Annotated in this window: 18 protein-coding genes, 1 tRNA gene and 1 pseudogene; 11 read left to right on the top strand and 9 right to left on the bottom strand. The window is 73.7% G+C overall.

Annotated features, from left to right (window positions below; all coding sequences use genetic code 11):
• Positions 1-498: 498 nt before the first annotated feature.
• Positions 499-1,095 carry a hypothetical protein gene (locus AB0L34_RS23525; RefSeq protein WP_363706584.1) on the top strand — a complete coding sequence of 199 codons (597 nt, stop codon included), beginning with the start codon at positions 499-501 and terminating at the stop codon, positions 1,093-1,095.
• Positions 1,096-1,220: 125 nt separating this feature from the next.
• On the opposite strand, the pseudogene AB0L34_RS23520 reads toward AB0L34_RS23525, so the two are convergent.
• A pseudogene (locus AB0L34_RS23520) lies at positions 1,221-2,489 on the bottom strand (MFS transporter); the annotation flags it as partial.
• A 793-nt stretch (positions 2,490-3,282) separates the two neighbouring features.
• Here AB0L34_RS23520 and AB0L34_RS23515 point away from each other — a divergent pair.
• The 5 genes from AB0L34_RS23515 (at position 3,283) to AB0L34_RS23495 (ending at position 11,178) form a co-directional block, all read left to right on the top strand.
• Complete coding sequence (locus tag AB0L34_RS23515) at positions 3,283-7,368, top strand: Pls/PosA family non-ribosomal peptide synthetase (RefSeq protein WP_363706582.1); 4,086 nt, start codon at positions 3,283-3,285, stop codon at positions 7,366-7,368.
• Between the two features lie 82 nt (positions 7,369-7,450).
• Complete coding sequence (locus tag AB0L34_RS23510; RefSeq protein ID WP_363706580.1) at positions 7,451-8,260, top strand: arginine deiminase-related protein; 810 nt, start codon at positions 7,451-7,453, stop codon at positions 8,258-8,260.
• Complete coding sequence (locus tag AB0L34_RS23505) at positions 8,260-9,021, top strand: BPL-N domain-containing protein (protein WP_363706578.1); 762 nt, start codon at positions 8,260-8,262, stop codon at positions 9,019-9,021. The genes AB0L34_RS23510 and AB0L34_RS23505 overlap by 1 nt, the downstream gene beginning before the upstream one ends.
• Positions 9,018-10,337, top strand: a complete 1,320-nt coding sequence (locus tag AB0L34_RS23500; RefSeq protein ID WP_363706577.1) for a heparan-alpha-glucosaminide N-acetyltransferase domain-containing protein — start codon at positions 9,018-9,020, stop codon at positions 10,335-10,337. Before AB0L34_RS23505 ends, AB0L34_RS23500 begins: the two co-directional genes overlap by 4 nt.
• Positions 10,338-10,353: 16 nt before the next feature.
• Positions 10,354-11,178, top strand: coding sequence for a BPL-N domain-containing protein (locus AB0L34_RS23495; RefSeq protein ID WP_363706575.1), 825 nt, complete (start codon positions 10,354-10,356; stop codon positions 11,176-11,178).
• Positions 11,179-11,192: 14 nt separating this feature from the next.
• Here AB0L34_RS23495 and AB0L34_RS23490 read toward each other — a convergent pair whose 3' ends face one another.
• Positions 11,193-11,429: a hypothetical protein gene (locus AB0L34_RS23490; protein WP_363706573.1), complete on the bottom strand. Its 237-nt coding sequence runs from the start codon at positions 11,427-11,429 to the stop codon at positions 11,193-11,195.
• A 173-nt stretch (positions 11,430-11,602) separates the two neighbouring features.
• Between AB0L34_RS23490 and AB0L34_RS23485 the strand changes: the two genes are divergently transcribed.
• From AB0L34_RS23485 to AB0L34_RS23475, 3 genes are all read left to right on the top strand, one after another.
• A complete protein-coding gene (locus AB0L34_RS23485) occupies positions 11,603-12,715 on the top strand; it encodes a crosslink repair DNA glycosylase YcaQ family protein (RefSeq protein WP_363706571.1) in 1,113 nt (370 codons plus the stop codon).
• Positions 12,708-13,364 carry a 4'-phosphopantetheinyl transferase superfamily protein gene (locus AB0L34_RS23480; protein ID WP_363706569.1) on the top strand — a complete coding sequence of 219 codons (657 nt, stop codon included), beginning with the start codon at positions 12,708-12,710 and terminating at the stop codon, positions 13,362-13,364. The genes AB0L34_RS23485 and AB0L34_RS23480 overlap by 8 nt, the downstream gene beginning before the upstream one ends.
• A 147-nt stretch (positions 13,365-13,511) precedes the next feature.
• Positions 13,512-14,585: a DUF4352 domain-containing protein gene (locus tag AB0L34_RS23475; protein ID WP_363706567.1), complete on the top strand. Its 1,074-nt coding sequence runs from the start codon at positions 13,512-13,514 to the stop codon at positions 14,583-14,585.
• An 89-nt stretch (positions 14,586-14,674) separates the two neighbouring features.
• Here the strand turns inward: AB0L34_RS23475 and AB0L34_RS23470 are convergent, their stop codons facing one another.
• On the bottom strand, positions 14,675-15,352 hold the full coding sequence (locus tag AB0L34_RS23470; protein ID WP_357457216.1) for a hypothetical protein: 678 nt from the start codon (positions 15,350-15,352) through the stop codon (positions 14,675-14,677).
• Positions 15,353-15,591: 239 nt separating this feature from the next.
• Here AB0L34_RS23470 and AB0L34_RS23465 point away from each other — a divergent pair, with 239 nt between their 5' ends.
• Both AB0L34_RS23465 and AB0L34_RS23460 read left to right on the top strand, forming a co-directional pair.
• Positions 15,592-16,146, top strand: coding sequence for a M23 family metallopeptidase (locus AB0L34_RS23465; RefSeq protein WP_350701427.1), 555 nt, complete (start codon positions 15,592-15,594; stop codon positions 16,144-16,146).
• A 360-nt stretch (positions 16,147-16,506) separates the two neighbouring features.
• Positions 16,507-16,698: a general stress protein CsbD gene (locus AB0L34_RS23460; protein WP_350701431.1), complete on the top strand. Its 192-nt coding sequence runs from the start codon at positions 16,507-16,509 to the stop codon at positions 16,696-16,698.
• A 57-nt stretch (positions 16,699-16,755) separates the two neighbouring features.
• Here the strand turns inward: AB0L34_RS23460 and solA are convergent, their stop codons facing one another.
• The 6 genes from solA to AB0L34_RS23430 form a co-directional block, all read right to left on the bottom strand.
• The gene (gene solA, locus AB0L34_RS23455) at positions 16,756-17,901 is read right to left on the bottom strand and encodes an N-methyl-L-tryptophan oxidase (RefSeq protein ID WP_363706564.1); all 1,146 of its coding nucleotides are present in this window, start codon (positions 17,899-17,901) and stop codon (positions 16,756-16,758) included.
• A gap of 128 nt (positions 17,902-18,029) precedes the next feature.
• A tRNA-Ala gene (locus AB0L34_RS23450) sits at positions 18,030-18,103 on the bottom strand.
• 186 nt (positions 18,104-18,289) lie between these two features.
• Positions 18,290-19,084, bottom strand: coding sequence for a hypothetical protein (locus tag AB0L34_RS23445; RefSeq protein WP_357457207.1), 795 nt, complete (start codon positions 19,082-19,084; stop codon positions 18,290-18,292).
• A gap of 178 nt (positions 19,085-19,262) precedes the next feature.
• A complete protein-coding gene (locus AB0L34_RS23440) occupies positions 19,263-19,913 on the bottom strand; it encodes a GNAT family protein (protein WP_363706562.1) in 651 nt (216 codons plus the stop codon).
• 90 nt (positions 19,914-20,003) lie between these two features.
• Positions 20,004-21,317 (bottom strand): gephyrin-like molybdotransferase Glp, encoded by a 1,314-nt coding sequence (glp, locus tag AB0L34_RS23435; protein ID WP_357457203.1) that lies wholly within the window; start codon positions 21,315-21,317, stop codon positions 20,004-20,006.
• Positions 21,314-22,276, bottom strand: a complete 963-nt coding sequence (locus tag AB0L34_RS23430) for a UTP--glucose-1-phosphate uridylyltransferase (RefSeq protein WP_350701440.1) — start codon at positions 22,274-22,276, stop codon at positions 21,314-21,316. Before AB0L34_RS23430 ends, glp begins: the two co-directional genes overlap by 4 nt.
• Between the last annotated feature and the right edge of the window lie 176 nt (positions 22,277-22,452).

The raw sequence follows: 22,452 nt of genomic DNA, 5'->3' as shown, positions 1-22,452 counted from the left end.
GGGCGGTCAGGCTTGATCCCTGCGCCGGGCACGGCGGGCCACACCCCGTCGGTGGTCGCGTGCCGTCCGTGCCTGGCTGTCCGTTATCCGGCAAATGGGCTCGGAGGCCCGTCGGGAGGCGACGGTCCGGGTGGCGGTGTCCCGTGGGTCCGGTTTCGGGTGTGACCGGGGGCATCGTGGGCGCGGAATCGTGGCCGGGCCGGGGTCGTTACACCATGCGTACGGCCGAGCAAGGCCGCGCCGCCTCCGGGTGGCGGGGTGTGGGTCCCCGGAATGATGGTGGGCGGCCGGTCGTTACACATGGTCCCGGCCCGTGAAGGGCGACCCCCTCGCCCCGCGCGACACGGGCCACTGCCGGTCTCTGGATGGCCGGTTCTGATTCTTCCTGGCGCGGCACGCGCCGGATCCCCCGAGTTTGTTGAGCGCCGGACGGTGCTTGCACCCCTTCGCCGACCCCCCTCGGCGGTGTGTGGTGCCAACCCCCGAATGGAGCATCTGATGAACACGATCATGCGTAAGAGCGTTCTGGGTATTGCTGGTCTGGCTGTTGCCGGTGGTCTGGCCGCTGGTCCGCTGAACCACGCCGACACCACTCCCGTGGCGGCGACGCCGGTCACCGCTGTGGCCGTGGCGGCGGACAAGCCGGCCGTGGACAAGTCGAAGCTGATCCCGCACGGTGTGCAGGGCGCGCAGTCGCGGATCGACCTGTCGGACGAGCAGGTGGGTAACGTGAAGGCGATCATCGCGGCGACGAAGAAGGCCGGGATGGACGAGCGGGCCGCGGTGGTGTCGATCGCGACGGCGCTGCAGGAGTCGAAGCTGGAGAACCTGGGTCATCTGGGTGACCGCAACGACCACGACTCGCAGGGCCTGTTCCAGCAGCGCCCGTCCAGCGGGTGGGGCACGGTGGATCAGATCACCGACCCGGAGTACTCGACGATGGCGTTCCTGAAGGGTCTGAAGCAGGTCGACGGGTGGCAGGACATGCCGCTGACCGATGCCGCGCAGACGGTGCAGGTGTCGGCGTACCCGGACCACTACGCCCAGTGGGAGCAGCAGGCCGCCGACCTCGTCGCCGAACACTGGAACAGCTGACACACAGTGCATGACGCCGCTGGCCGGTACCCCGCACGGGGTGCCGGCCAGCGGCATTTTCGCGTCACGAGCGGGCGGGCACGCACCGGGTCCGGGGCCGGGGCGGTCGCGTGCGGGTGCGGCGGTCAGCGGCGGTGGCCGAGGGCGACGTCCACCAGGGCGGCGACCAGCGCCAGCGCGATGACCGCGGCGGCCAGCAGGAGGGAATGCCGGAAGGCGAGGGCGTAGTCGCCGTCGCTGCCGGCCAGCGACGAGAAGAAGACCGAGCCGACGGCGGCGATGCCGGCGGCGGAGCCGATGCGTTGGCCGGTCTGCAGCATGCCCGCGCCGCTGCCCGCCTGGGGCACCGGCACCTGGGACAGGGTGAGGGTCTGGTTCGGGGCGATCACCAGGCCGCTGCCCAGCCCGGCCACCAACAGCGGCGCCGCGGTCAGCCACGGCACCACGGCGCCGGCGGGCGCCAGGGCGAGCACGCCGACCACCGCGACGAGCCCGACGACCACGGTGAGCAGCCCGACCGCGACCAGCGGCCGGCCGAAGCGGTTGACGATCCGGCCGCCGAGGGCGGACGCCGCGGCCGAGCCCAGCGCGAACGGGGTGATGGCCACGCCGGCGACCAGCGCGCTGTAGCCGAGGCCGTTCTGGAGGTAGAGCGTGAAGACGAAGAAGATCGCGGTGAACCCGCCGAAGTAGACCAGCGCGATCAGTGATCCGAGGGCGTACGACCGGAAGCGGAACAGGCGCAGGTCGAACAGCGGATCCCGGCGCCGGGCGTACCACCGTTCCCAGGCCCCGAAACCGGCCAGGGCGAGCAGCCCGGCCGGCACCAGCAGCCACTTCGTGCGGCCCTGCCACTGCTGCTGCTGTACCAGCGGCAGCAGCACCAGCAGCACGCCGAGCCCGAGCAGCAGCACTCCGGCGGGGTCCAGCCGCCGGTGGTCCGCGGGGCCCGCCCGGCGGCCGGGGAGCAGCCGCCACCCGAGGACCACCGCCACGATCCCGACGGGCACGTTGACGAAGAACACCCAGCGCCAGCCGTGCTCCTCGCCGCCGATGGCGATCAGCAGGCCGCCGAGCAGCGGGCCGACGGCGGTGGAGATGCCGATGGTGGCGCCGAGCAGGCCGAACGGGCGGCCCCGCTCGGGCCCCCGGAACAGCTCCTGGATCAGGCCGGTGACCTGCGGGTTGACCAGCCCGGCGGCGGCGCCCTGGAGCAGTCGGGCACCGACCAGCCACGCGGGGGAGGCGGCCAGCCCGGCGAGGGCGCTGGCGAGCGTGAACAGGGCGATCCCGAAGACGAACGCGGTGCGCCGGCCGCGCGCGTCGCCGAAGCGCCCGGCGGGAACCAGCACCAGCCCGAACGTCAGGGCGTACCCGGAGAGCACCCACTGCAGTCATCCGGCATCTTACGGTCCGTCATCCTGCGCAAACGGTGCGGATCGGCGGCGACCGCAGGCCGGCAGCCGACCGGACTTCCCGGTCGACCGCCCCCTTGGCCGGCGTGTGGTTCATGCCCGGTCATTCCATATTCGACCGTCTGCGCCGATCGTCATCGGCATCGCCGGACAGGCCGTTCATCCGGATGTTCACCTTCTGGAGACCGCACGTCACGCAACACCGCATAACCCGACATATAGCTCCAATTGCCTCCCTACTCTCGTCCGAGTGGTCGTCTACATTCACGACGGTGGGTCGCCCGCCGTCCTCAAGGGACTTTCCGTCCCCGCCGCCCGCTCCGTCGCCGCCCCGGCCCTCGTCGACGCCACCGGGCGGCGACATCGACCGGCGCGCCGCAGCCGCGTCCCCGCCGCGGCAGGCCCCCTGACGCACCTCTCGGCCGTCGCGGCCACTGTCCGGTCGGGACCGGCGCTCCCGACCCGCGTCCCCCGGGACGTCGACGCCCGCCCCATCGGCGCGCGACCGATCAGCCCCGGCCGGTAGCAGGCGCAAGCGCCGGCTGATCCCGCCGGCGGTCGGCGGTCCAGCCGACACCCGTCCCAACGATTCGCCACTTCCGTGACGCCTCACGGGCTTCACGGCGATCTCGCTGTCCATACGCACCTGCCCTGCGGGTGGCCCCTGTCGGACATCCCCGCCACCGCTCCGGTGAATGACGGGGTTTGCACAGGCGTCCGCCGCACGGCACCGGTTGCTCGCCCGTAATCGACGCAGGAGGTTCGCGGTTCCGTGGAACAGGTAGGTCTCACCGGTACGCCCACGTCTCCCCCGGCGCCGGAGCGTCTTCCGGACGCGGAGGCGCGCGTCGCGGTCGGCTCGCTGGTCGTCGATGCCGTGCGGGGGCCGTGGGACGAGGGCGGCGTCACGCGCACGCGGCGCCTGCACCACGTGTTCGAGTCCGCGTGCGACCGGAACCCGTCGGCCATCGCGCTCGAGTGCGGCGATGCGCGGTTGACCTACCGCGAGTTGGACGAGCGCGCCAACCGGTTGGCCCACCACCTGCGCGCGCTCGGTGTCGGCGACGGCTCGCGGGTGGCCATCCTGCTGCGGCGCTCCGTCGAGACGTACGTGGCGTTGCTGGGCGTGGGGAAGGCCGGCGCGGCGTTCGTGCCGATCGACCCCGAGTCCCCGGCCGACCGGGTCGCCTACATCGCCGAGGATTCCGCCGTCGACCTGGTGTTGACGTCCTCGGCGCTCGCCGACCGGGTGGGCGACCGGCCGGTCCTCGTCGTCGACGAGTGCGCCGCCGAACTCGCCGCCGCGCCCGGCGACCGGCCGGAACTCGGCGGCGACGGCAGCCAGGACCCCGGTGCCTACGTGATCTACACCTCCGGGTCGAGCGGTCGACCCAAGGGCGTCGACGTCGCGCAGTCGAGCATCTGCAACTTCCTCGACGTCGTGCCCGGCGTGTACGACGTGCGCCCGACGGACCGCGTCTACCAGGGCATGACGATCGCGTTCGACTTCGCGATCGAGGAGATCTGGCCGACGTGGGCGGTCGGCGCCACCCTGGTGGCCGGCCCGAACGACTCGCGCCGCCTCGGCGCGGAGCTGGCGGACTTCCTGGACGAGGCACGCATCACCGTCCTCTACTGCGTGCCCACCCTGCTGGCCACCGTTCCGCGCGACCTGCCCCGGATCCGCAACCTGCTCGTCGGCGGGGAGGCCTGCCCGGGGCAGCTGGTCGAACGGTGGAGCCGGCCCGGCCGGCGGATCCTCAACACCTACGGGCCGACCGAGGCCACGGTCACCGCGACCTGGGGCGAGCTGCTCCCCGGGCGACCGGTCACCATCGGGCGGCCCCTGCCGACCTACTCCGTGGTGCTGCTCGACGAGCAGCGGCAGCCGGTCGCCGACGGCGAGGTGGGTGAGATCTGCATCGGCGGCCCCGGGGTGGCGCGCGGGTACGTGGGGCGCCCGGACCTGACCGCCGACCGGTTCATCGCGCACGCCCTGGCACCGCCCGACGGTCGGCTGTACCGCACCGGGGACCTCGGTCGGATCACCGAGGACGGCGAGATCGAGTACCTGGGCCGGGCGGACTCCGAGGTCAAGATCCGTGGCCATCGGGTGGACCTCGGTGAGATCGAGAGCGTGCTGCTGGAGGACCCGGGGGTGGCCGAGGCCGTGGCGGCGCTGGTCCCGGTCGCCGACGCCCCGGACGCCCCCCACGAGCTGGCCGCCTACCTCGTCGCGCACGACAGCGACGAGAGCGGGCGCGAGGAACTGGTCGCCCGGCTGTGCCAGACCCTGCAGACCCGGCTGCCCGGTTACATGGTGCCCTCCTTCCTGGACGTCGTCACCGCGCTGCCGACCATGCCCAGCGGCAAGGTCGACCGGAAACGGCTGCCCCCGCCGAACCGCCGGCTCACCCTCGCCACCGGCCCCGTCGTGGCCGCCGAGGGCGAACTGGAGGAGCAGGTACGCGCGGCGTGGGCGGAGGCGTTCGGCATCGAGTCCGAGGCGCTCTCGGTCGAGGCGGACTTCTTCGCCGACCTCGGGGGGCACTCGCTGCTCGCGGCGCGGGTGGTGTCGCTGCTGCGCGCCCGCAAGGTCGGCGTGAGCCCGGCGGTCCGCGACCTGTACGCCCACCCGACCGTACGGGGCATGGCGGCTCATCTCGGCGCCGCCGATCGGACCGTCGCGCCCAGCGCTCCGCCCCGCCCCGCCCCGGTGCGGCACAGCAGCCGGCGGATCGCGCTGGCCGGGTCCGGCCAGGCGGCGGTGATCTACCTGCTGCTGCTGGCGGTCACGCTCCCCGTCTCCTACGTCTACACCCGCAACGACGGTTTCGTGTCCGTCCGCGTCCTCGTGGAGCTGATGGTCGCGATCCTGCTCAGCTACCTCGGCGTGCGGTGGCTGCTGCCGGTGCTGCTGGCCCGGCCGTTGGCCGCGGGCATCCGGCCCGGCCGGTACCGCCTGTGGGGCCCCACCTACGTCCGGCTCTGGGCGTTGAACACGCTGCTGGCGGTCGGGCCGTTGCCCGTGCTCAGCGGTTCTCCGCTGATGGCGACCTACCTGCGGCTGCTCGGTGCCCGGATCGGCCGCCGGACCACGATCGCGACCAGCGCGATCAGCCTGCCGACCCTGATCTCCGTCGGGCGGGGCGCCTCGGTCGGCTACGGAGTCTCGCTGCGGCCGTGGCGGGCGGAGGACGGCTGGGTCGTCGTCGGGCCGGTCACGATCGGGGCGGACGCCTTCGTCGGCGCGAACGCGGTCCTCGAGCCCGGCGCCTCGGTCGGGGCGGACGCCGGCCTCGGCGAACAGTCCGTCCTCGTCCACGGCGAGACGGTGCCGCCCGGGGAGCGTTGGGCGGGCTCGCCGCCGGCACCGACCCCCCGGCTGTCTCCCACCGCGGAATCGCTGCTCAGCTACCGCCGCCTGCGGCGTGGCTGGCGCGTGCACCACATCGCCGCCGCGCTGCTCGGCCTGGTCGGGCTGGAACTCATGGCGATCGCGATGATCCTGCCCAGCGTGGCGCTGGTGTGGTGGGTGCTGCTGACCCGTGGTCTGCTCGCCGGCCTGGTCGCGACCCTACCGGCCGGGATCGTCTACGTGCTCACCGTCTGCGCGTTGGTCGCCGCCGGCAAGCGGCTCGTGCTGCCGCGGGCGCCGGTCGGCATTCACCACCGCGTCCACTCGATGCTCGGCGTGCGCAAGTGGATCGCCGACAAGCTGCTCGAGTCCAGCCTCATGTTCACCAACTCGCTCTACGCGACCCTCTACACCGGGCCCTGGCTGCGCCTGCTCGGTGCCCGGGTCGGCCGCGGCGCCGAGGTCTCCACCGCCGCGCACCTGGACCCGGACCTGCTCGCCCTGGGATCGGAGAGCTTCGTCGCCGACATGGCCAGCCTCGGCGCCGCGACGTTCGCCAACGGCCGGATGGCGTTCCTGCCCACCACGGTCGGTGACCGAGCCTTCGTCGGCAACGCCGCGTTCGTACCGGCCGGCACGGTGCTGGGCGAGGGGTCCCTGATCGGCGTCGGCACGCTCCCGCCCGACGACGGCGTCCCGGAGGGCACATCCTGGCTGGGTTCACCGGCGATGCACCTGCCGGCGCGCCAGAGCAGCGGATCCTTCTCCGAGGAGGTGACGTACCGCCCGCCGCGCCCCGTGGTGGCCCGCCGGCTGTTCGTCGAGTTCTTCCGCGCGACCCTGCCCGCATCGGTGCTCGGCGCCAGCTTCTACCTCTACCTCCTGGCGCTGTCCCAACTCGCCAACGGTCGGGACCTGCTCGTGCCGGCGCTGGTGTCGCCCTTCGTCGCGATGACGTCGAGCGTCGCCGTGATCGCCTTCTGCGCGGCGACCAAGCGCAACGTCGTCGGCACCTACCGACCCCGGGTGGAACCGCTGTGGAGCGGCTTCGTCCGGCGCACCGAGTTCGTCACCGGCCTCTACGAGGCCGCGGCGGTCCCCGCCGGCATCGGGCTCCTGGTCGGCACGCCGTTCCTGCCGCCGCTGCTGCGCTGGTTCGGGGTCCGTGTCGGCAGACGCACCTGGATCGGCACGACGTACCTCACCGAGTTCGACCTCGTCGAGATCGGCGACGACGCGACCGTGGGCACCGAGGTGTCGCTGCAGACCCACCTGTTCGAGGACCGGGTGATGAAGATGTCCGTCGTCACGGTCGGCGCCGGCGCCACGATCGGCACCCGCGCCATCGTGCTCTACGACGCGGTCGTCGGCGACGACGTCATGTTGGGCTCGCTCTCGCTGCTGATGAAGGGCGAACACCTGGTTTCCGGGACCCGATGGCGCGGGATCCCCGCCCAGGGCGTGCTCACCCACGACACCACCGACCAACGGGCGGCCTGATGCCGCGCGGTACGGCCGCGGCTCGCACCGCGCCGCAACCGATCCCGTCCACCATCCATCCACCGAAAGGGAAGAACGCTCGATGAACAAGGCACTGCTGGTTTCCGACGCGGCCCACTTCCGCGTCGACTACGAGATCAACCCGTACATGCACACCGAGATCCAGCCCGACCACGCGGTGGCGATCCTCGAACACGAGCGCATCGTCGCCGCGCACCGGGCGGCGGGGCGCCGCATCGAGTACGTGACGTCGGCGCCGGAGTGCCCGGACATGGTCTTCACCGCCAACGCCGCCCTGGTACGGGGCCGTCGGGCCGTGCTGGGAGCACCACCACCGGAGCGCAAGGCGGAGCTGCCGTACTTCCAGGAGTGGCTGATCGACCACGACTTCGAGGTCCTGGAGGCGCCGTACCCGTTCAGCGGGCAGGGCGACGCCCTGGCCTGCGGCGACCTGCTGCTCGCCGGCTACGGCCAGCGGACCGACCGGCGGATGCACGCCGTGCTAGCGGGGGAGCTGGGCTACGAGATCGTGCCGCTGCGAACGGTGAGCCAGCAGTGGTACGACCTCGACCTGGCGGTCGGGGTCGTCGAGCCGGGGCGAACGCTCGCCTACTGCCCGGAGGCCCTCGACGAGCCGAGCCGCCATCGGCTGCGCGGCCTCGGCATGGACCTGATCGAGGTCTGCGTCGAGGAGGCGACGCGCTTCGCGCTCAACCTGATCAGTGACGGCACCACCGTGACCATGACCAGGGGGGCGCCGCGCCTGGCGACCGCGCTGCGTGAGCGCGGCCTGCGGGTCGTCGAACTCGACACGACCGAGCTCGCCAAGGGCGGAGGCGGGGTCCGCTGCACCGCGCTGACCCTCGACAACCCGCTGCCGACGAGGCCGTGATGGCGATGGGGAACGTCGGTCGGCTGCTCGCCGCCGGCGGGCGGGCGCTCGCCGGCCGTGGCCTGGCGGCCCGCTCGCCGCTGCCCGGGTCGCCGGAGCCGCCGGTGGCACTGGTGTACCGGGGGCCGGCGACGCTGCCCGGCTGCCCGGAGGCGGTGGCGGCGCTGCTCAAGTCCAGCCGTTGGGGCTTCGACGTCCGGTACGTCGGGCCGGACGCGGACGACCTGCCGCTGACCCGGCGGGCACTGGCCGGGGCGACGCTCTACGCCCAGCCCGGTGGCGGCACCCTCGAACGCGGCTACCGCCACCTGAAGCGCCACCGCGACGAGATCAGGCAGTTCGTCCACTCCGGCGGGAGGTACCTCGGCTTCTGCCTCGGCGGCTACCTCGCGGGGGCCACGCCCGGCTTCGGCCTCCTGCCCGGCGACACCGACCAGTACATCGCCTCGTCCGCCGCCACGGTCGACTCGGAGCGGAACACCGTCGTCCAGGTCTCCTGGCGCGGCCGGCGGCGGACGCTCTTCTTCCAGGACGGCCCGTACTTCTGGCTGCGCCCGGAGGCCGAAGCCGACGTCCTCGCGACCTACCCGAACGGCACCGTCGCCGCGATGGTCGCCCCCTTCGGCGCGGGCCGGGTCGCAGTCGTCGGCCCCCACCCCGAAGCCACCGACGACTGGTACGTCGACGCCGGGTTGCCGATCGCCGACCGGCTCGGCACGGATCTCGGCTGCGACCTGATCGACACCGTGATGAGGCCATGACACAGACCGTTTACCTCAGCCGCGCCGCCCTGGACCGGGCCGCCGACGCTCCGCCCGCGACGTCCGGGCGCTCCCGACTGCTCGGCGTGGACGCCGCGCGTGGCGTCGCGCTGTTCGGGATGATCGCCGTGCATTCGTTGTACCAGTCCGACGCCCTGGGTCGACCGACCTGGTCGTTCACCGTCTTCGGCGGTCGGGCGGCCGCCCTGTTCGCGGTGCTGGCCGGGGTCGGCATCGCGTTCATGACCGGTCGACGGCGGGTCCGCCTGACCGCCGGCGCGGGTCCGGTGGCGGCGCTCGTCGTCCGGGCCCTGGCCATCGGCGCGATCGGCTTGGCACTGGGCTACGCCGACGCGTCCCTGGCGTCGGTGATCCTGCCGTACTACGCGGTGATGTTCGTGCTGGCCATCCCGCTGGTGTTCCTGCCGACCTGGTTGGTGGCGTTCACCGGCCTGGCCGTGGCCGCCGGCAGTCCCGTGCTCCGCCAGCTCCTGCTGCCGCAGCTGCCGGAGCCGACCTACGACAACCCGGGGTTCGCGCATCTCGTCGACGCTCCCGGCGCGCTGCTCACCGAGCTGTCGATGACGGGGGAATTCCCTGCGGTGACGTGGCTGGCGTACCTCTGCGCCGGGCTGGTGGTGGGGCGGTTGACCCTCACCCGGATGTCGGTGATCCTCGGCCTGCTCTACACCGGGGTCGCGCTCGCCTCGGCGGCGCCGGTGGTGTCGTGGGTCCTGCTGAACCGGTACGAGGGCCTGCAGCAGATCTGGTTGACGCAGCCGAAGAGCGGGTTGACCGTGGCCGAGACGAGCGGGCTCCTCGCGCTCGGCGGGGACGGCAGCACGCCCACCTCGACGTGGTGGTGGCTCGCGGTCGACGCGCCGCACACCAGCACCCCGCTCGATCTGCTCGGCACGATCGGGAGCGCGATCGCCGTGCTCGCCGCCATGCTGCTCCTCGGCCACGTCGCACGGCGGGCGACCTCCGTGCTGCTGGTTCCCCTCGCCGCGGCCGGCAGCATGACACTGACGCTCTACACCGGGCACATCGTGTTCATCAATTCCGACCTCGACACCCTCGAGCCCATGGCCGGATACGTCGCGCAGGTCGTGGCCATCGCGCTGATCGCGACGGCGTGGTGGGCAACCGCGGGCCGTGGCCCGCTGGAAGGGCTCGTGACGCTGTTCTCGCGCGGCGCGGGTCGACTGGTCACCCGGCCAGGCCGAGCATCGCGGGGTCGGGGCGGCATGTCAATGTACGCACGGCCGGCGCCGCCTTCCGCCGACCGGCACGCGACCGCCTGGCGGCGCGGCTGAACGGCAGGGGTGCGACATGGGACGGACCAGCTCGGGCCTGCTGCGGGAAGAGACCGGGCGGATCAGCCGGCGACGCCTCGTCGTCGGTGCCGGCGCCGCCGGCACCCTGGCCGCCCTCGGGTGGGCCGGCGTGTCGGCGGTCATCGGGAACGGCGACCGGCCGCTGGCACTGGTCTACCGGGGGCCGGCCGCCTGTTCCGGCTGCGCCGAGGCCGTGGCCGCCCTTCTGCGCAGCGCACCGGGCGGGTTCCGCACCGAATACTGCGGCCCGGGCGAGCAGCGGCAGGTCTCGCGGAGCACGCTGACCGAAGCGGCGGTCTACGCCCAACCCGGCGGCGGCAACGTCGGCCCGGCCTGGCGCAGGCTGCGTGACCACGCCGAGGACGTCCGTGGCTTCGTCCGCGACGGCGGCCACTACCTCGGTTTCTGCCTGGGGGCGTACCTCGCCGCCGCCCGGCCGGGCTTCGGGCTGCTCGACGGGAAGGTCGACCAGTACATCAGGACGGCCGGGGCGAGCGTCGACAGCGCCGACGACGCGGTGATCCCCGTCCGGTGGCGCGGCAGGACCCGGCACATGTTCTTCCAGGACGGGCCGACGCTAGAGCTGCGACCCGGGGCGCCGGGCATGGTGCTCGCCACCTACGACACCGGCGCACCCGCCGCCGTCGTCACCGCCTTCGGCGCCGGGCGGGTCGGACTCGTGGGACCGCACCCCGAAGCCGACCGGTCGTGGTACGCCGACGCCGAGCTGACCAACCCGGACGGCATCCGCCTCGACCTGGGCCATGACCTGGTGCGGAGCACGGTGGACGGGTGGGCCCCGGCGTCCGGTGGGAGCTGATCGGCCCGGCGCCGTCACTCGCGCCGGTGCTGCCGGGGGAGCCAACCCATGAACCGGTCCTGGAGGGTGGTCCCGGGCGCCGGCGCCAGGTCCTGGGCGGCGGCCGCGAGGCAGGAGCCCAGGTAGACGCTGAGCATGGCGCGGTCGACCCGGTACTCCTCCAGCAACCGGGCACGCTTGGTGGTGCACGGCCAGTCGGCGCCGCAGGTGCCGCAGGTCCAGCCCGGCGTCACCGGCGCGTGATCGTCCACGGGGGACGGTGAGCCTTCCACACCACCGGTCATCGCATTCCTCTCCGGTTCACGTGGCGGCCCGCCCCCGGGCGGACCAGAGTCGACAATGGATGGGAGCCGTCCCCCTGCGACGCCCCATTCAGCGCCACGGGACGCTACGGCGTTACGCGGTTGCGGTACGTTCACCAACCATGGCCATCGCGACGCTGACCGTGGACCAGGTGCTGGCCTGGCGGACCGGCCGGCACCTGCTGCACCGACCGACGGGCGTGGACCCCGTCGACGTGGTCGGCCGGCTCGTCGGCGTGCAGGCGCAGGTCGCCTCCGCCGCCGAGCAGGCCGTCGCCGCCCGGCAGGCCGATCCCCGGCCCGGGGCGGTGGCGGCCGCGCTCGCGGGGCGTCGGCTGCTGCGCACCTGGGCGATGCGCGGCACCCTGCACGTGCTGCGCGTCGAGGACGCGCCCGCCTGCCTGTCCCTGCTGGCCGCCGGCCGGTTCTGGGAGAAGGGCTCGTGGCAGCGCACCTTCGTGACCGTGGACCGGCTCGCGGCGATCGCCGAGTCGGCCGCCGCCGCGCTGGACGGCCGGACGCTGACCCGGGAGCAGCTCACCGCCGAGATCGTGGAACGCACCGGCGACCGGACGGTCGCCGCACACCTCGACTCCGGGTGGGGGGCCGTGCTCAAGCCGCTGGCCTGGCAGGGCCTGCTGGTGCAGGGGCCGACCGAGGGCAACCGGGTCACCTTCACCCGGCCGGAGACGCTGCTGCCCGACTGGCCCGGCCTGCCCGACCCCGAGGAGGCCGCGTCCCGGGTGGTGCCGGCCTGGCTGGGCGCGTACGGGCCGGCGAGCGCGGAGACCTTCGACCAGTGGCTGAGCCGGGGCGGCTCGAAGCGGGCCGCGCTGCGCGGCTGGTTCGCCCGGCTCGTCGACGCGGGCGAACTGGTGCCGGTGACCGTCGACGAGCGGCCGGCGTACGCCCGGGCGGTCGACGTGGACGAGATCGCCGCCGCCCGCCCCGACGACGCCGTACGCCTGCTGCCCGCCTTCGACCAGTGGGTGCTCGGGCCGGGCACGAAGGACACCACGATCCTCCCGGCCGACCGACGCGCCTCCGTCAGCCGGGCCGCCGGCTGGATCTCGCCGGTGGTGGTGCACCGGGGGCGGGTGGTGGGCACCTGGGAGGCCCGCGACGGCGAGCCGGTGGTGGACCTGTGGCCGGAGTCGCCGCCGGTGCCGGCCGGCGGGCTCGACGCCGAGCGGGCGCGCGTGCGGGCGTACCTCTCGGGGAGCGGTGATGCGTGACCTGCTGCCGCCGTCGGTGGCGGTGGCGGTGGCCGGGCCGGCGGACTGGACGGGCGAGTTGCTGCCGGCCGAGCGGGCGTGCCTCAGCGAGCGGGCGGTGGAGAGCCGCCGCCGCGACTTCACCGCCGGGCGGGTGTGCGCCCGCCGCGCGATGGCGGCGCTCGGCGTGCCCCCGGCCCCGGTGCCGGCGGCGGCCGACCGGTCGCCGGTCTGGCCGGCGGGCGTGGTCGGCGCCATCACCCACACCCGGGACTACTGCGCGGCCGTCGCGGCCCGCGCCGCCGAGGTCCGGTCGGTCGGCATCGACGCCGAGCGGCACAAGGAGCTCAACTCGGGCGTACGCCGGCTGATCTGCCTGCCCGAGGAGGAGGACCGGTTCGCCCGCCTGCCGGCGGGGACCTCCTGGCCGGCGGTGGTGTTCAGCGCCAAGGAGACGATCTACAAGGTGTGGCATCCGGTCGTCGGCACCTGGCTGGACTTCCACGACGCCCTGGTGGAACTCGACCCGGACGCCGGCACGTTCACCGCCCGCATCACGCCGGCCCGGATCGACGCCGCCCCGGTGGCCGACCCGCCGACCCTGGTCACCGGCCGGTTCAGCGTCGACGACGCCCTGGTGCGCACCGCCGCCGTGCTGCTGCCCCGCTGACCCGCCACCGGGGCCATGGCCCTTCGACCCGGCACAGGACCCGTTCAGGGGACGACGCCGGGCCGCCGGAGACGCGAGGATGTTCCGTTGTCCGCGCACGGTAGCGTCAGCCGCGTTTGCCGTCGTCGTCAGGTGCCTAGGAGTACGGTGAGTCACCCCCAGCCCCCATACGGGCCGCAGGATCCCTACCAGCCGAGCCCGGAGCAGCAGCCACAGCCGTACCCGCCGGCACCGATGCCGCAGTTCCCCGCCAACCAGGGCGGTTACCCGCCCCAGCCGCCGGTCTCCGGCGGCCCCCAGCCCGCGGGCGACCCGTGGGCCCCGCTCCCGCCCGTGCCGCAGCAGCCGGCCAACGACCCGTGGGCCGCACCCCAGCCGCCGGTCTCCGGCGCGCCGCAGCCGCCGGTGTCGGGCGTGCCCGGCGAGCCGTGGGCGCAGCCACCCGTCTCCGGCGCGCCGCAGCCGCCGGTGTCCGGGATGCCGGCCGAGCCGTGGGGCCCACCGCACCAGCCGACGTCCGGGATGCCGCAGCCGCCGATCTCCGGCACGCCGTACCCGCAGGTGACGTCCGGCGCGCCCGGCTACCCGCTCGGCCCGCCGCAGCCGGTCGCGCCGCCGAACAACAAGAAGAAGACCGTCCTGATCATCGCGATCGTGGCGGTCGTGCTGACCCTGCTCTGCTGCGTCGGCGGCATCGCGGCGGTCGTCGCCGGCGCCGACAAGGCGAAGGACGACCTGGAGAAGGCCCTGCCCACCCCGGCGACCACCAACGCCGCGCCGGGCGGGGCCCCCGCCACCAGCGCCGCACCGGGCAAGGACGACGAGACCTACAACATGAAGCCGGGCGACACGCTGGTCCTCTCCGACGACGAGGGGACCCTCGAGGTCACGGTCACCCGGTTCACCACCTCCACCAAGGGCTGCCGGGAGTACGCTCCGGACCCCGACAAGGGCATGTACCTGATCGCCCACGTCACCGCCACGGTGACCAAGGGCAAGGGCTCGATCAACCCGTTCTACTTCGAGTGGGTGGCCTCGGACGGCACCACGACCAACGGCCTGGCCAGCGCGCTCTCCGGCTGCGGCGACACGCTGAGCTCCGGCAACAACCTGCGCGAGGGCAGCAAGCGTACGGGCACCGTGGTGTTCGACGTCCGCGACAAGAACGGCGCGCTGGAGTACAAGCACAGGTTCGAGAGCGCCGGCTCCTGGAAGCCGTAGTCCGCACCCGCTGACGGGAGGCCGGTCCCCTCGGGGGCCGGCCTCCCGCGCTGTCCCGGGCCGTTCGCCGCCGGCGTGCCGGTGCGCGGTCAGCGGCCCTGCTCCAGCAGGTCGGCGACCGTGATCAGCGGAGTCACCAGGGACGGCACCAGGGCCGGGTCGGCCAGCCGGCCGCGCCGGTAGGTGATCAGCTCCGCGCCGCGCACGCTCCAGGCCGGCACCGCCCCCGCCAGGTGCGCGCCGATCAGGGTCGGCCCGACCAGGGCCTGCTGACCCGGGGCCGCCGCGCCCACCCGCCACTGCCGGTCGAACTCCTCGTGCCCGGTGGCGTAGCTGTCGCTGCCGAACAGCGCGCGGCCCAGCTTCGAGAACACGTGGCGCGGCGCGACCGCCAGCGGCGGGAACTGCCGCCGCAGCCACACCGAACAGACGACGTACGTGTGGGTCTGCGAGGTGGTCGTCTGGTTGCCGTCCGCGCCGGTCGAGGTCTGCGTCTCCGTGTACGCGTACTCGGCCACCCCCACCGGGCGACCGTGCAGCATCCCGGCCAGCGCGAACCGCACGCCCCGGCGGCTGCGGCCCGGCACCCGGTCGGTCCAGGCGACCTGCGGTCTCTCGGCGTACGTCCAGCCGTACCGGGCGGCCCACTGCCGCCACCGGTCCCGCCGTTCCCGCTCCTGACGGTGGGTCGTCACGACCAGCGCGGTGAGCCCGACCCCGAGGAGGACGGCGAACGCCCCGCAGCCGGCGAACAGGAAAACGCTCATCAATCGATCCACGGGCGGCAGCGTAGTGACCGCCCGCACGCGCGCCGGCCGTCGGGACGCCGGGTTCATCTCGACGGGATGCCTCGCCTTCGTCACCCGCAGTCGCGGCGACCCCTGCTCCCACCCCTGTCGTCGACCCGGTTCGTTGAACCGCCCCCCGGCGTGCTGTTCAGTTCCCACCGGCGCGGTCGACGATGACGGTGCTGAATCTCTGCTGGCACACCGAAGAGGGATCCACAGTGAACAGAGGGAAGACGGTCCTGCGCCGGATCGGCGCGACCGTGAGCGCGATGCTGCTGGTCGCCGGGGCCGTGGTCGTCGGGGCCACCCCGGCCTCGGCCGCGAACTACTACTACGAGCTGCCGTACCCGGCCGGCGAGTCCTACCGGGTCACCCAGGGGCCGGAGGGCACGTACTCGCACGTCGGCGCGTACAACGAGTACGCCTGGGACTTCGGGCTGCCGGCGAACTACGAGGTCTCCGCCTCCCAGGCGGGCACCATCATCATGTCGAACTGGTCGCCGTACTGGCAGAACGGCATCGAGGTGATCATCCGGCACTCGAACGGCCAGTGCACCCACTACGCGCACCTGAACCGGGCGATCTACAACGCCGGCACCTGGGTCCCGCAGGGCCGGGTCATCGGCTGGTCGGGCAGCACCGGCGCGTCCACCGCGCCGCACCTGCACTTCCAGGTCATCAACTGCAGCACCCGCGTGGGCATCCCCGCCACGCTCCAGGGCTGGACGCCGTGGACCGGCACCTGGCCGGTCAGCGTCAACTACTACGCCTGACCGACGACGCCCTCCCACGTGTCCTGCTCGCCCGATGACAGCGAGCGGGACACGTGGGATTCGGCGGGTTCACCGGACGACATGGACCATCACACGGCGCACCGACCGGCCGCCGTCCCCTGACCGCCCCTGGTTCCAACCGGGCAAGGATTCGCGCGCCGACCTGCACGAACGCGGAGCCGTCCACGGCGGCACCGGCGTCGGAAAAGGCCCGTTCCAGCCGAAGACACTCAGAAGACGCTCAACCGCCTCGGTGGCCGGCCCCAGCCGCTGATCGGGGTTTCCACCGAGGGGCGGGCGGGGACGCGGGTCGGGAGACGCGGACAGCACCCTGGTCCGCCGAAGCGACAGGGAGGCGACATGAGCTTGGAGAGGGCGAAGGACAAGGTCGAGCGGGTCGCCGGCGCCGCCAGGGCGCGGATGGGCGACATGGCACAGGGCGAGCGGGCACAGGCGGAACGGGTGGCGAAGCGGGACGAGATACGGGGCAACCAGCCCGGCGAGCACGTTCAGGAGGACGCTCGGGACGCGCGGGACAACTTCACCACCTGACCCGGCACGTCGCCACGCCCCCGGCCACGCGCCGGGGGCGGTGCTCCATGTCGGGGGCTATCCGGAGAAGTCGCGTCGCGGGTCGAAGTGCCCGATGGGGTGTGCGGTCGCGCCGCTCGTCGCCAGGTCGGCGAGGATCTCCCCGACCACCGGGACGAACTTGAAGCCGTGCCCGGAGAACCCGCACGCGACGGTGACCTGCGGGTGCCGCGGGTGCGTCGCGATCACGAAGTGCTGGTCCGGCGTGTTGGTGTACATGCACGTCGCGGCCCGCAGGAACCGGCCCGGAAGGGTCGGCAGGACCCCGGCGAGATGTTGCCGCATGTCCTGCACCTCCTCCGGGTGCACCTGCCGGTCGATGGTGTCCGGCGTGCAGACCGCACCGCCACGGAAGAAGGCCACCTTGGCGCCGCCGTCGGGCCCGTCGATGGCCGGGAAGCCGTACACCTGCGTGCCGGCGGCGTCCTCGTGGATGTAGATGGGATGCCGCCCGGGCTCGAAGGGGCCGACCCCGGTCTCCGGCTGGAACCAGTACATGATCTGCCGCTCGACCGTCAACGGCACACCGAGGTCGGCGAGGAGTTCGGGCGCCCAGGCACCCGGGCAGACGACGAGCCGGCCGGCGGTGTAGGAACCCTTCTCGGTCGTCACGCGTACGCCGCCCTCGGGCAGCGCCTGCCAGCGCGCCACCGGCTCGCCGTAGCGCAGGTCGGCACCGTGCCGGGCGGCGAGGTCGAGGTGAGCGGTGACGGTCGCCTCGGGGCGCACGAAGCCGGCCTTGGCCTCGAAGAGCGCCAGCTCGTCGTCCCGGGGGCTGAACGTCGGGAAGCGGCGGCGCAGCTCACCCGCGTCGAGGATCTCGTGCGGCAGGTCCCACTCGCGCGACGCGCGCAGGCTGCCGGCGAACGCGAGGCTCTCCGGTCGGCCGACGAACACCCCGCCGGTGAGCGAGATGATCTCCCGCCCGGCGTCGTGTTCCAGCTTTTCCCACAGCTCGTACGCCCGGAGCAGGAGCGGTACGTAGGCCGGGTCCTCGAAGTACGACTGCCGGATGATGCGCGAGCCGCCGTGGCTGGACCCTTGGTCGTGCGCCCGCCCGAACCTCTCCAGACCGAGCACGCGCTGCCCCCGCGCGGCCAGATGGTAGGCGGCGCTGCTGCCCATCCCACCGAGCCCCACGACGATGACGTCGTAGACCGACATGTCCGCTCCCTCCCATATTCGGGCATCATCGGCAAAAGGTGCAGATCAGGCCCGCTGCTACCGTACGCGGGCTCGGCAAAGATCGAAAAAGGCCGTCCCCCACACTGGGAAACGGCCTTTGAACTGGGTGGAGCTGAGGGGATTTGAACCCCTGACCCCCTCGATGCGAACGAGGTGCGCTACCGGTCTGCGCCACAGCCCCTCCGCCGGCGAACCGGCGTCGGTCCCACCCGGCTTTCACCGGGCGGGCCGGCGACAAGGCTAACAGGTCGACCGCCCCCACCGCGAATCCACCCCCGGCGCGGCGGGATCTTGGCGAGAACCGACCACGGCGGAAGGGAGCGGCAACGCCGGATGCGGACATCCGGGCCGCGCCGGAAACGGACATTCAGGCCGAGTGGGTGCCGCGGCCGGACTGGTACGGGCGGCCCCGCAGGCCGCCCGTACGCCGGTAGGACACGGAGCCGCCGTTGGCCGCCGCGGGCAGGTCGGCCGGCCGGTCCAGGCCCATCGCCGCGCGGCGTACCACCTCGCGCTGGGCCGCCAGGCGGCGCTGGGCCTCCCGGCGGGCCGCCGCCCGACGGGCCTGCTCCCGCCGCACCTCGGCCTGCCGGGCGGCCAGCCAGGCCGCCTCCCGGGCCTGCGCCCGCCGCCGCCGGCGATCCGCCACCGCCCGCGCCCGCAGGTGTACGACGTACGCGACCAGCAGGGTGGCGGTGACCCCGAAGCTGATCCAGAAGCCGGGGCCGACCACGATCACGCCGATCAGCTCGACGAAGTTGAGCAGCAGCAGCGCGGCGAGCACCCGGCGCCGGCGGTAGACGGCGGGGGTGTGCTGCCGGCGGGGCGGCGGCCGGCGGCGGGTCTTCTTCTTCCCGGCGGGCGGCACGGCGCGCAGCCGGCTCGACCGGCGGGCGGCGGGCGGTGCGGAGACCGGGGCCGCGAGACCCCCCGCGTCCTTGCTCTCGGCCAGTGTGACGACGAGGGATCGGGGCGGGTGGACCGGCCGCCGCCCCGGGACAGTACGGCGCCGCCGGCGGCGCTGGAGCACCCGCGCCGTCGACTGCGCCCGCTCCGCCACCAGCCGCTCGGTGGCGTCGTACCGGCGGACCAGCGCCGGCGCGAGGGCGAGCAGGCCGGCGGCGGCGAGGACGGCGAGGAGCACCGAGGTCGGCACCCTCACCCCTCCCGTCACCGAATTCGGAGCAACCGCCGCCCGACCGCAGGATCTTCCACCGAGCGTGGTCGGGTGCGTGGATCGTACGGGTGGAGCAGCGCTTGCCACAGCTTGCAGTCACTTGAGGTTACGGGCCGCCGACGCGGATGGTGACGCGCCGCGCCGATCCCGTCCGTGGGACGGCTCACCCCGCGCTGGCGCGGATCCGGTGCCAGCGGCCCAGCAGGCCGCCCTCGGCGGCGACCTCCTCACTGGTCATCGCGTATCCGATGTGGTCCCGCCACGCACCGTCGATGTGCATGTAGCGCACGTGGTACGACTCCTCGCGGAAGCCCAGCTTCTCCACCACCCGGCGGGACGGCCGGTTCTCGGGGCGGATGTTCACCTCGACCCGGTGCAGCCCGCCCGGGCCGAAGGCGTGGTCGACGGCGAGCGCCAACGCGGTCGGGATGATGCCGCGACCGGCCACCCGGGAGTCGACCCAGTAGCCGACGTACCCGGAGCAGAACGCCCGCCGGACGATGCTGCCCACGTTGAGGTGGCCGACCAGCCGTTCCCGGCCGTCCTCGCGCAGGCAGACCGCGAACGGCATCCCCTCGCCGCTGCGCGCCGACCGGCGCTGGTCGCGGTGCACCCAGCGGAACGCGGCCGGCGAGTTCAGCTCGTGCCAGCTTCCCGGCAGGGACGACTCCCACGGCGCGAGCCACTCCCGGTTGGCGCGGCGCACCTCCGACCAGGCGGCGGCGTCCGCCCGCCGGTAGGGCCGCAGCACCACCGGGCCGTCGGTCAGCACCGCCGGCCACCCCGGTGCCCGCCCACCACCGAACAGATTCACCGCGTCAGCTTCCGCTCACGGCCGCGTCACCGCAAGCGCACTCCCGGCCCGCACCGCACCGTCCGTCCCGCCGCGCCCGGGAGGCCACGCTCACCGGCGCCGGTCCAGCAGGAGGACGTCCACGGTGGACCCGGCCGCCGCCGTGGTCACCCGCTCGCCGAGCACCAGCAGGCCGTTCGCCTCGGCCAGCCCGGAGAGGGTGTACGGCCCGCCGTTGAGCGGCTGGACCGTGTAGCCGCCGCCGCGCCGCTCGGCGACGTGCGCGGGGCGGAACTCGCGCAGCCCGACCGGGGACGAGATCGTCTCCAGCAGGTGCGCGCGGACGCTGGGCCGGAACACCGGTTCCGCCCCGGCCAGCAGGTTTATCGCCGGGCGGGCCAGCACCTCGAAGCCGATCAGGGCGGCGCCCGTGTCGCCGGGCAGGCACACCACCGGCACCTCCTCGGCGCCGACCGTGCCGAAGCCGAGGGAGGTGCCGGGATAGAGCGCCACCTCGGTGAACGCGACCGGCCCGGCCCGGGCGCCCTCCCGGCGGGAGAGGATCCGCCGCACCATGTCGCCCGGCCCGGTGCCGGTGCCCCCCGTGGTGATGATCAGGTCGGCGCGCAGCGTCTGGTCCTCCAGCAGCCCGCGCAGCCCCTCCGGGTCGTCGTCGCAGATGCCCACCCGGTACGCCAAGGCGCCCACCTCGGCCGCCGCCGCGGTGAGCGCGTGCGAGTTGGCGTCGACCGTCTGGCCGGGCTGGCTGCCCCGCCCCACGTCGACCAGTTCGTCGCCGGTGGCCACGATGACCACCCGGGGGCTGGGCCGGACCACCACGTGCCCGATGCCGGTGGCGGCGAACACCGCGACCAGCGCCGGGGAGACGTAGGTGCCGGCCCGGGCCAGCAGGGTCCCGGCGGGCAGCTCCTCGCCGGCCCGGCGCACCCCGTAGCCGCGCTTGGGGACGCGGAAGATCTCCACCGCGGCCATGCCCTGGTCGGTCCACTCGACGGGGACCACCACGTCCGCGGCGAGCGGCAGCGGCGCCCCGGCGGCGACGGAGAAGCACGCGCCGGGGGTGAGCCGCACCGGGCGCCAGCTCGCCGCGCCGAGGTCGCCGACGACGTTGAGCCGGACGTTGCGCCCGCCCGGCCCGCCGGACTGGGTCGGGACGTAGCCCACGCCCCGGCCGCCTCCGGAGATGTCCTCCCAGCGGGCCGCGTACCCGTCCACGGCCGCCTGGTCGAAGGCCGGGAAGGAGTGCGGCGCGACGACGTCCTCGGCGAGGACGTTGCCGTGCGCCTGGGTGAGGTCGAGGTCGAGCGGAGGCAGCGCGCGTAACCTGCGCAGCACGCTGCCCAGGTAGTCGGCGAGCGGCGTCAACTCGTTCGCGGCCGCCTCGGCGTCGGCCGACGCTGTCATGTACCAGTCACGCCCGACACGTCGGAGTTGACGAACTCGGCCAGCCACTTGCGGAACTCGCCGCCGAGGTCGTCGCGCTCGGCGGCGATCTGCACCACGGTCTGGAGGTAGCCCAGCGGCATGCCGGTGTCGTAGCGGGTGCCCCGGTAGACGATGGCGTGCACCGGCGTGCCCTCGTTGCGCAGCAGCTCCATCGCGTCGGTCAACTGGATCTCCCCGCCGCTGCCCGGCTTCGTGCGCCGGATCGCGTCGAAGATGCTGGCGGGCAGCACGTAGCGGCCCAGCACCGCGAGGTTGCTCGGGGCGTCCTCCGGCTTCGGCTTCTCCACCATGCCGGTGACCCGGACGACCTCGCCGATGTCGGTCAGCTCCGCCTCCGCCGGCTCGACCGATGCGATGCCGTAGCGCTTGGTCTCGGAGGGGTCGACCTCGAAGAAGGCCAGCACGACGCCGCCGGTGCGCGCCTGGAGCTCCAACATGGCCGGCAGCAGCGGCTCGGACTGCTTCACGAACTCGTCGCCCAGCAGCACCGCGAAGGGTTGGTCGCCGACGTGCGACTCGGCGTACCCGACGGCGTGGCCGAGGCCGAGCTGCTCGGGCTGGCGGCAGGTGTAGATCTCGGCCAGTTCGCTGGGGCGGCGTACGGCGGCCAGCCGCTCGGCGTCGCCCTTCTCCTCCAGCCGGGCCTCCAGGTCGGGGCGGCGGTCGAAGTGGTCCACCATCGACGTCTTGCCCCGCCCGGTGATCAGCAGGACGTCGCCGATGCCGGCCTGGGTGGCCTCCTCGACGATGTACTGCAGCACCGGCCGGTCGACCACCGGGAGCAGCTCCTTGGGCACCGCCTTCGTGGCCGGCAGGAACCGGGTGGCCAGTCCGGCGGCCGGGATGACTGCTTTGACCGCGCGGGAGCGACCGGTTGCGGCGGTCGCCGTTGAGGGGTTCGCTGAGTGCTCCGACATGCCGCGAGACTATCGGCCACGGCTCTGCCGTGGAGGGTGAGGACCGGAAGACGCGCCGCCGTTCGTGCCGGGCCGCGCGGGACCGGGTCCGGCCGCACCGCGAGATCGGACGAGCGACGTGGCGGGCAAGACTGGCTTACACTGCGGGTAGAACACGTAGGGCGGCGGCGCCTGGA

Source organism: Micromonospora sp. NPDC052213 (genome assembly GCF_040679695.1).
In the GTDB taxonomy this organism is placed as follows: domain Bacteria; phylum Actinomycetota; class Actinomycetes; order Mycobacteriales; family Micromonosporaceae; genus Micromonospora.
Note: the sequence above shows the minus strand (reverse complement) of the source record. Positions and strands in the feature narration are given on the sequence as shown.

Bases quoted from the DNA above. Each gene is read 5' to 3' on its own strand.
- glp (WP_357457203.1), bottom strand. From the start codon at position 21,317: ATGACAGCGTCGGCCGACGCCGAGGCGGCCGCGAACGAGTTGACGCCG.
- AB0L34_RS23505 (WP_363706578.1), top strand. From the start codon at position 8,260: ATGGCGATGGGGAACGTCGGTCGGCTGCTCGCCGCCGGCGGGCGGGCG.
- AB0L34_RS23525 (WP_363706584.1), top strand. From the start codon at position 499: ATGAACACGATCATGCGTAAGAGCGTTCTGGGTATTGCTGGTCTGGCT.
- AB0L34_RS23460 (WP_350701431.1), top strand. From the start codon at position 16,507: ATGAGCTTGGAGAGGGCGAAGGACAAGGTCGAGCGGGTCGCCGGCGCC.
- AB0L34_RS23495 (WP_363706575.1), top strand. From the start codon at position 10,354: ATGGGACGGACCAGCTCGGGCCTGCTGCGGGAAGAGACCGGGCGGATC.
- AB0L34_RS23480 (WP_363706569.1), top strand. From the start codon at position 12,708: ATGCGTGACCTGCTGCCGCCGTCGGTGGCGGTGGCGGTGGCCGGGCCG.
- AB0L34_RS23470 (WP_357457216.1), bottom strand. From the start codon at position 15,352: ATGAGCGTTTTCCTGTTCGCCGGCTGCGGGGCGTTCGCCGTCCTCCTC.
- AB0L34_RS23430 (WP_350701440.1), bottom strand. From the start codon at position 22,276: ATGTCGGAGCACTCAGCGAACCCCTCAACGGCGACCGCCGCAACCGGT.
- AB0L34_RS23485 (WP_363706571.1), top strand. From the start codon at position 11,603: ATGGCCATCGCGACGCTGACCGTGGACCAGGTGCTGGCCTGGCGGACC.
- AB0L34_RS23510 (WP_363706580.1), top strand. From the start codon at position 7,451: ATGAACAAGGCACTGCTGGTTTCCGACGCGGCCCACTTCCGCGTCGAC.
- solA (WP_363706564.1), bottom strand. From the start codon at position 17,901: ATGTCGGTCTACGACGTCATCGTCGTGGGGCTCGGTGGGATGGGCAGC.
- AB0L34_RS23500 (WP_363706577.1), top strand. From the start codon at position 9,018: ATGACACAGACCGTTTACCTCAGCCGCGCCGCCCTGGACCGGGCCGCC.